Genomic DNA, 6,969 nt, shown 5'->3' with positions numbered 1-6,969 from the left:
TTTTGAATAATGTCTGCAATGGCACCGCCCATGGGATACCAGGTTCCACCTGCCTTACCTGAGGCGATACTCAGATTTTCGTTCGCATGAACCGTCGCCGTACAAAAAGAGACCATCAGGATTACCGCCATCAAAAACCGTTTGCTAAAACTTTTACTTTTCTTCAAGCATACCTCCTTAAAATTATGGGATGAATATCAATTCCTATATAATATATGATATATTATGTCAAGGGATAAAAGTTATGGCGATGATTCCATTATACATCTGAAATATAAAGATATTATACTTTATTAATGATTAGAGATGTGGTTTGTTTATCCTTGTTTTTTTAACAAAAACGGCATAATTTAATTAATTGCCATGCCTTACTCAAAGTTCAGTTCAGATATTTTTCAAGTTTTACAGGGGGTGCATGATGGGTCTAATCTTGCCTTTCATCCAAAATTTTTTGTGATACTTCCGTCCTTGTAAACCCTCTGCAAAAAAGAGCCCGCGCATAAGAAAAAATCAGTGATAAAGTTATCACCCTTTTTATAATGAAATCTGGAAATAAGATGCCAATCTATCGAGGAGAGTCTAAATCATCATGTTCAGGGCAGATCTGTTGAGCGTTCAGATTCTTCAATCAGGCTCGGACGACCGATGATAGACAAATTGCTGGGTCTCCGATTTTTTAGAATTCTTGAAAGATTAACGCCATGCTGTGAGGCGCGCGGTAGTTTTGCGCGTCCTTACCAGCAAAATGTTATGTTTTTTATTTGCTTAAATCTTGCACCAAAAGATCAATCATTTTTGCTGAATATATTGGCTCGTTAGTTTGGACAAATACGGGTATTGAAGAGCCGTCTTTGGAAACAACAATCATTGAATTATCCAAATCAACATCAATATCCAAAATGTCTTTTAATTTAACTGCGGTTACGCCTTCGCTGATTACCAACAGCCTTTTATCAGTAACAATGAATTGACCTTGGCGACGCACAGAATATTCGTAATCGTATTCAGCTGATTTTTTAGCCTTTTTCCGAGATAAAACTTTAGCTTTGCCATTATAGTAGGCGGTTTCTGTTTTCTGAAGCTTTGAAGCCGTAATTTCAACAGGTCTTAAGGGTAGGGATAATTTTTGCATACGCAAAATTTCACGGATAACCTTTAATTCTTCTCGAACATCGGATTCATGTAATCCAAGACCGGATAAATAATTTTTTATCTTTTCCATTTCCTCAGCCGTAATTTCATGATCAGCAATGATATCGAGATATAAAAGCCTGAAGATTTCTTTTTTAGTTTTCAGCTTATAATCATCCGGGACGCTTACTATTTTTTCCAGACTGTCTATTTGTTTATGTTCTTCTTCCGATATGATTTGATCATCAATTATCTTGTCTATAACGGCAGTATATACATTTTTTTCTATTTTATTGATTTTATCTTTCAGGTCGCTGTATTTTTTTGTTTTATATTTTTTATCAACAATTTGTGCGATAATATCTTTATCAGGTGCATTTTCAGCAAGTACAAAATAATCATCCAATGCTTTCTTGTAATTTGTTAGAATTTTAGTTTTTTTTGATTTGTTTAAAAAATAGATAATTGCGGAAAGCACACCTATGGAACCAATAAAAATTGGAATCGCCGGATTTTCAGTCAGCCATTTTATAATCTGGATGCCAATAACAATTCCAATAATAACCAGAATTACTGACCCAAGACCTCCACCGGAATCTACTGAGGCACTTTTCCCGGAGCTTAGATTCTTTCGATAATAAAGGCCACCTCTTCCAGCATGAACATAGTTTCTTCCGCTCGCAGAAGTGCCAACACGAAGCCCTTTAACTCCAACCGATGCGCCAAGTCCTCTTTTTGAGAGGTTCAATCTTACAGGCCCAGCTTTGAAGCTTTTACGTAAATATAATCCCATGGCTTTAAATCCTATGTTCTTCGTTTAAAACATAACTTTGCTCTTCTGCGGTCGCGGCTTTTTGCGACCCGAAGCAAGAGCATTGTTGGAAACCCATATTAATTTTTAGAAAGCTGTTTTAGGAGTTGAAAACATTAACCTAAGACAATTTTCGGGGGTGTTTTTTCGGGATTTGTCAAATATAATCAACCTATTGGCTTGGTCCGACAAGAATTTAATGTAGCAAGAGCATTGTTGGAAACCCATATTAACCATATAAATTCTTAGAACGCTGTTTTTGGGGTCGAAAACATTAACCTAAGACAATTTTCGGGGTGTTTTTTCGGGATTTGTCAAATATAATCAACCTATTGGCTTGGTCCGACAAGAATTTAAGTTACTATTGCTTTGATCTGGTGGGACTTTCTTAACCTATATGTCAGGGTAAGCCCTGCAATAAGGAAAGGTGAACTTTCTTGACCTGATCACCCACTGGGTAATATTATCGAATTTCTAAGGCCCTATGCCTTATCCCATCGATCTGGATTTAGCTCGGCGCGAGCATGTTCATCGTTGAGATATATTTTGATCAAGGGGTAAACGTAGATGCGACCCCTTTTCTTTGCTATGCCAATTCTTCTTGATCTTCTGGGTAAGGTACCGGGTTCGCTGAAGACCATCCTTCGCGCTGTGGGGCATTACGACTTGTTCGCACACTAACTCCTTCAGTTGTGATAACTTTCCCACCACGATGAATAAACGCTCGAATTACGGCTTTCCTTGGATGATTTTTATCTTCTTTTGCAGCACTAATGATTGCCGAAAAATTTTCGGATACTGAGCTTTGTTTTGGACCAAGTATCCTATCTAATATTTCTGAATTAACATTATGCCTTGAGCCATGATGTGGAACCTGAATCCTATCTATTCCGGGAAGATACAGTCCCTCGGCTGGAGCATATTCGATAGCCTCTGATAATGTTGCCCGCCCAGCATCACCTGTTAATAATATATTTTCACCACATAACTTTGCGAACTGAACTACGCTCATATTATTTTCGGGGCTGGTATCCTCTTCTGGAAAGACTTCTTCTCCCCAAGCTGACCGGATAAAATTTACAGCTTTTTTTAATAGATTTCCAGCTGCTTCTAATATCGATTCCTGCTCTGCCTTTGTTGCTTCTGGCGTTTTTTCAGACTCTACAACTAAATTTAAATAATGCTCTTTAGATGGAGCTAATACAGTGAAATCTCCAATTTGGCTTCCTTGAAAAGGTTCAAATATTGGGACACCATTTTCCTCAGCAAGTTCCTCTAATTTGGAAATATTGGGATATAATTCTTTCAAACGCTTTTTTAAATTTTCTACCGAGGTGAAGCGTTTAAATCTGTCAATTAATTCATCCGCATATAGCCAAGGTCTTAGCATCCATAATTCTTTAATTTCAAAATCATCAAATAGTATCCTTAAGCCTCCAGCATGATCGCCATCAGGATGAGTTACGACAACAGCATCAATACAGGAGGGCGAATTATAATAATCATTTATGTGCTCAATTAGTTGTTCTCCTGTTTCTTGGAAACCGCCGTCAACGACATGAATCCGGGTATTATCTGCAATGCTATATCTGATTGATATTGCATCACCACTTTTCCCATTCCCAACACTTAAAAAATCAATTTCAAAATAATCTGACATCTATTGCTCCTCCTTTGAAGCAGCGACACGTTTTGTGATATAATCAGTTTGTTTTTTGTATGCGAATAAAAAAAGCACCAACAATCCGACTGCAATAATTTCTGATTTCCAGTCACTAAAAATAGAAAATTTCTTTGATATTAATTCATAGCCTTCTAATAATATAAGAAGTAAGAATAAGGAACAGAATGTTCTATACATATTATTGGCTTCAGATAGAATGTTTATAACAGAGTCCTTTTTTGATGCAGATACAAAATCAGGATACGGAGCAAATAATAAAAATTTTATTTTTTTTAAAATGGGCTCTACAATCAACGATCCAATCCGACTAATAACAAGACCAATGAAATAGTATAAAAAAACGCCAAGAACGATATCTTTCTGAACAAAAGAAAAGGAGGTTAATTTCTCGGCAAGTATTACAAAGATAATACCTGGGAATAGATAGTTAAAAATATTATATGATGAGAGCTTGTCCAAAAGATCTTTCATTAATCATATCCTCATAGCTACTGCAAAATTATTGATGTGACGCACCTAAATAATTGAATTTTTTTCTGAACGTCAAATCGAGATTTGATATCCTAAGCCAACTTGTTTTGTTATCGTTATTAAACCGTCTGAACGTGTTGTTAATACATAGCGTCTCTCAGGCCCACCATTCCAAGGAACGCCAATAGCATGCTGTTTATATTTGTTTTTTTGGGTCTCATGTACGATTTCTTTGTCTGAAATTATTATGATATCAGGATTGCAATAATCGAAAACCTCCTGACAGTATCCACTTTCTCTGCCATGATGCGAGGCTACAAAAATGTCAACCTTTTTCAGATTATCCCTAAATGATGGCACCTCAAGCAATTCTTTCCAACCAGCCCTTTCTAAATCACCAGGGAAAATAATACCCATTCCATCATAATGAACAAAAGCAACAAGGCTCAAATTGTTTGTATCTGTAAAAGTTGGGTAAGAATTGCAAAAGCATTCAAACTGAATGTGGGGAAAAACAGGTGGATCTGATTCTCCATGAACATATTCAGCATGCAGATCGATTGCCGCCTGCATTGCAGAGGTGATAGGACCACTTATTTGTTTAATTCTCGATAGTGTTTCTGGAGTAATGCTTCTATTTCTAAAGAATAATTGGATGGGAAGAACTCTCAGAAGATTATGCAAATCGCTTACATGATCCTGATCAAAATTATGTATGATCAGGTGTTCAATTCCTGTGCAACCTTTTCGTGGTAGATAAACAGAAGGTCGAAAGTCTGTTTTCTCATTATGTCCACAATCAAATAGCATGATATTTCCATTATCAGCGATAAGGTATGCACAAAAACCATGCGAAACATCAAAAATTTTGATTTCCATTATCGATTGTTTCTTTCATTAATCAGAATTCAAATTTGTATTTGATTCATAACACCAACATCACCGGTGAAATCCGGTGCATGTTGATTGTTTAAATAGGTATATTGTCCCCGGAATTCGTTAATAGTCAGGCATGTTGTCAATTGCTTCAGAAAGTCCTGAGCTACAACCGCCGAGAAAGTTATATATCGCTTTAAATACATCTTTAATTTGAGTTAGTTCCACAGCTTCAGGCGTACCCTTTAAAGTGTTGTTCTCTTTCATATCTTGGGGGTATCTCAAACTCTGACCAGTCATATCGATTTTATGGAATTCTATAATGATTTTTTCTGCATGATCAACATCACTTTTTGTGTTATCTGGCAATGATTCTCGCGGCCAGAATGCTTCAATTCCTCTGCGAGCATGATTCCAAAGCTTATGAAGCCCGTGTTTTTTCATAGCCTCAGAAACACTTTTGGTCTCTTCTATTAAACCTAAACGCAAGCTCAATTTTATTACTTCTTTAAGTTGTATTTCTAAACTGTGTCTGTATAGATAGGTGATTGGCATGAAGTAGATATCAGATGGAGCTCTATTTCCTTCCTGACACAGAGAATCAACCAATTTATCGCCAGATCGTTTAAAGGCTTCTGCATAAATAGTTTCGTTTGGTTGCATTGATGCAAGCCAACCAAGGGATATCCAAGCTGGTGACATTCTATCCCCATCTTTCACTTTGAATGGGTTGTCACCTTTTTTAGGCCATCTAAACGTACTCAACTCTCCGAACGATGACATTTTAGTGGCTCCTTTTATTAAATTGGTGTTAATGGGGGACAAAATTATTTGATTTAATTTTATTCTAACCCAAATTATCTATTTATGCATCAACATCTCTTTTTATAGAAAAAGCACTCTTTATGAACAACCAAAAAAGAGGTACCTCATTTTCAAGACCACACTTGTAACATGGAAGTCTTTCTGTCAGGTAAAGTGCTGGAGCATCCTTTTTATAAATTTTTAATTTAGTATCGCAATAAATGCATACTAAAAAATTGTTCAAAATTTTTTTCAGTAGATTCGTCATTGTTTGAGATCTACCATCTGCGAAAATCGACTGGTAGCATCCCAACGTCGACATTATGTAATAATCTACTGTTTTCGAATTCGTTGGAGCGATTAAACTAAAACACTCGAATGAAACTTGTATTAAAAAAAGAAACAAATAGGGCAAAGTCTTGTTATAGACGACATCGAAGAGATCATTATCAAAAGGATTCCTAAAGATATAATTAAAATTGTAATCATCTGTTTTGAGAAGTTCCCCATATTTTGTTGTTAGGTGGGTTGCTTTTTGCCAATACGGTTCCAGTCCGCGAGAACACTTTTTAGAATAAATCATATCCCAAATAAGTTCTGCCTCAAAAGCTTCTTTGGTACTAAGTTTTTCTATAGCCTTATTAAAAACTGATATCCTTTTTTCCTTTTCAATACCCCCAAAACTCCGATAGTTTTCCTTTTCAAATCGGTTAATAAAATCGTTTTCATCAGCAAGCAACCATGATAATAGCCACAAATTTTCTTTTAATGGTTTTCGTAATAGAGATAAGGCAACAGTAAATTTTCTTTTCTCAAAACATCGTAATGACTCATAGAGAAAATGCAGCATATCTGATGTTAATGCCATGATTATATGGCCGCGTAAATATTGCTTATATTCTTTTGTGAATTCTTTGTTTTTTAAAAAATCAATTATATTTATTTCATCTGGAGGATTATCAACTGACTCCATGACTTCGATTAAAGCATCTTCGATTTTATTGTGAGCTCGCTTTGCTTCATATTCGACTAGGATTTCGGCAAGTCTATCATGAAGAAAAAAACAAAACTCATGTGCTGCCCAATATTCTGGAGGTATTAAAGATAATCTTTCTTCGTCAATAATTCCTATATGTTGTATAGACAAAATTAATCTCCAATTTTAAAACCCTTATGGTGTGGTAGTTGAACA

At 35.9% G+C, this 6,969-nt stretch carries 6 protein-coding genes; all 6 read right to left on the bottom strand.

Translation table 11 applies throughout. From position 1 onward, the window contains the following. Window positions 1-757 precede the first annotated feature (757 nt). The 6 genes from ACYQ2M_RS21465 to ACYQ2M_RS21440 all read right to left on the bottom strand — a co-directional run bounded on the left by ACYQ2M_RS21465 (window position 758) and on the right by ACYQ2M_RS21440 (window position 6,924). Window positions 758-1,924, bottom strand: a complete 1,167-nt coding sequence (locus tag ACYQ2M_RS21465; protein ID WP_459918438.1) for a DUF4236 domain-containing protein — start codon at window positions 1,922-1,924, stop codon at window positions 758-760. 604 nt (window positions 1,925-2,528) lie between these two features. Next, window positions 2,529-3,602, bottom strand: a complete 1,074-nt coding sequence (locus ACYQ2M_RS21460; protein ID WP_459918437.1) for a ComEC/Rec2 family competence protein — start codon at window positions 3,600-3,602, stop codon at window positions 2,529-2,531. After that, the gene (locus ACYQ2M_RS21455; RefSeq protein WP_459918436.1) at window positions 3,603-4,097 is read right to left on the bottom strand and encodes a hypothetical protein; all 495 of its coding nucleotides are present in this window, start codon (window positions 4,095-4,097) and stop codon (window positions 3,603-3,605) included. A gap of 72 nt (window positions 4,098-4,169) precedes the next feature. Beyond that, window positions 4,170-4,976: a ComEC/Rec2 family competence protein gene (locus ACYQ2M_RS21450; RefSeq protein WP_459918435.1), complete on the bottom strand. Its 807-nt coding sequence runs from the start codon at window positions 4,974-4,976 to the stop codon at window positions 4,170-4,172. Window positions 4,977-5,096: 120 nt separating this feature from the next. Then, window positions 5,097-5,756, bottom strand: a complete 660-nt coding sequence (locus tag ACYQ2M_RS21445; protein ID WP_459918434.1) for a hypothetical protein — start codon at window positions 5,754-5,756, stop codon at window positions 5,097-5,099. Window positions 5,757-5,838: 82 nt separating this feature from the next. Next, window positions 5,839-6,924, bottom strand: a complete 1,086-nt coding sequence (locus tag ACYQ2M_RS21440; protein WP_459918433.1) for a hypothetical protein — start codon at window positions 6,922-6,924, stop codon at window positions 5,839-5,841. Between the last annotated feature and the right edge of the window lie 45 nt (window positions 6,925-6,969).

It is taken from the genome of Desulfocicer niacini (assembly GCF_054657595.1).
The sequence above is the reverse complement of the archived record's forward strand: the minus strand, read 5'-3'. Positions and strand labels throughout refer to the sequence as shown.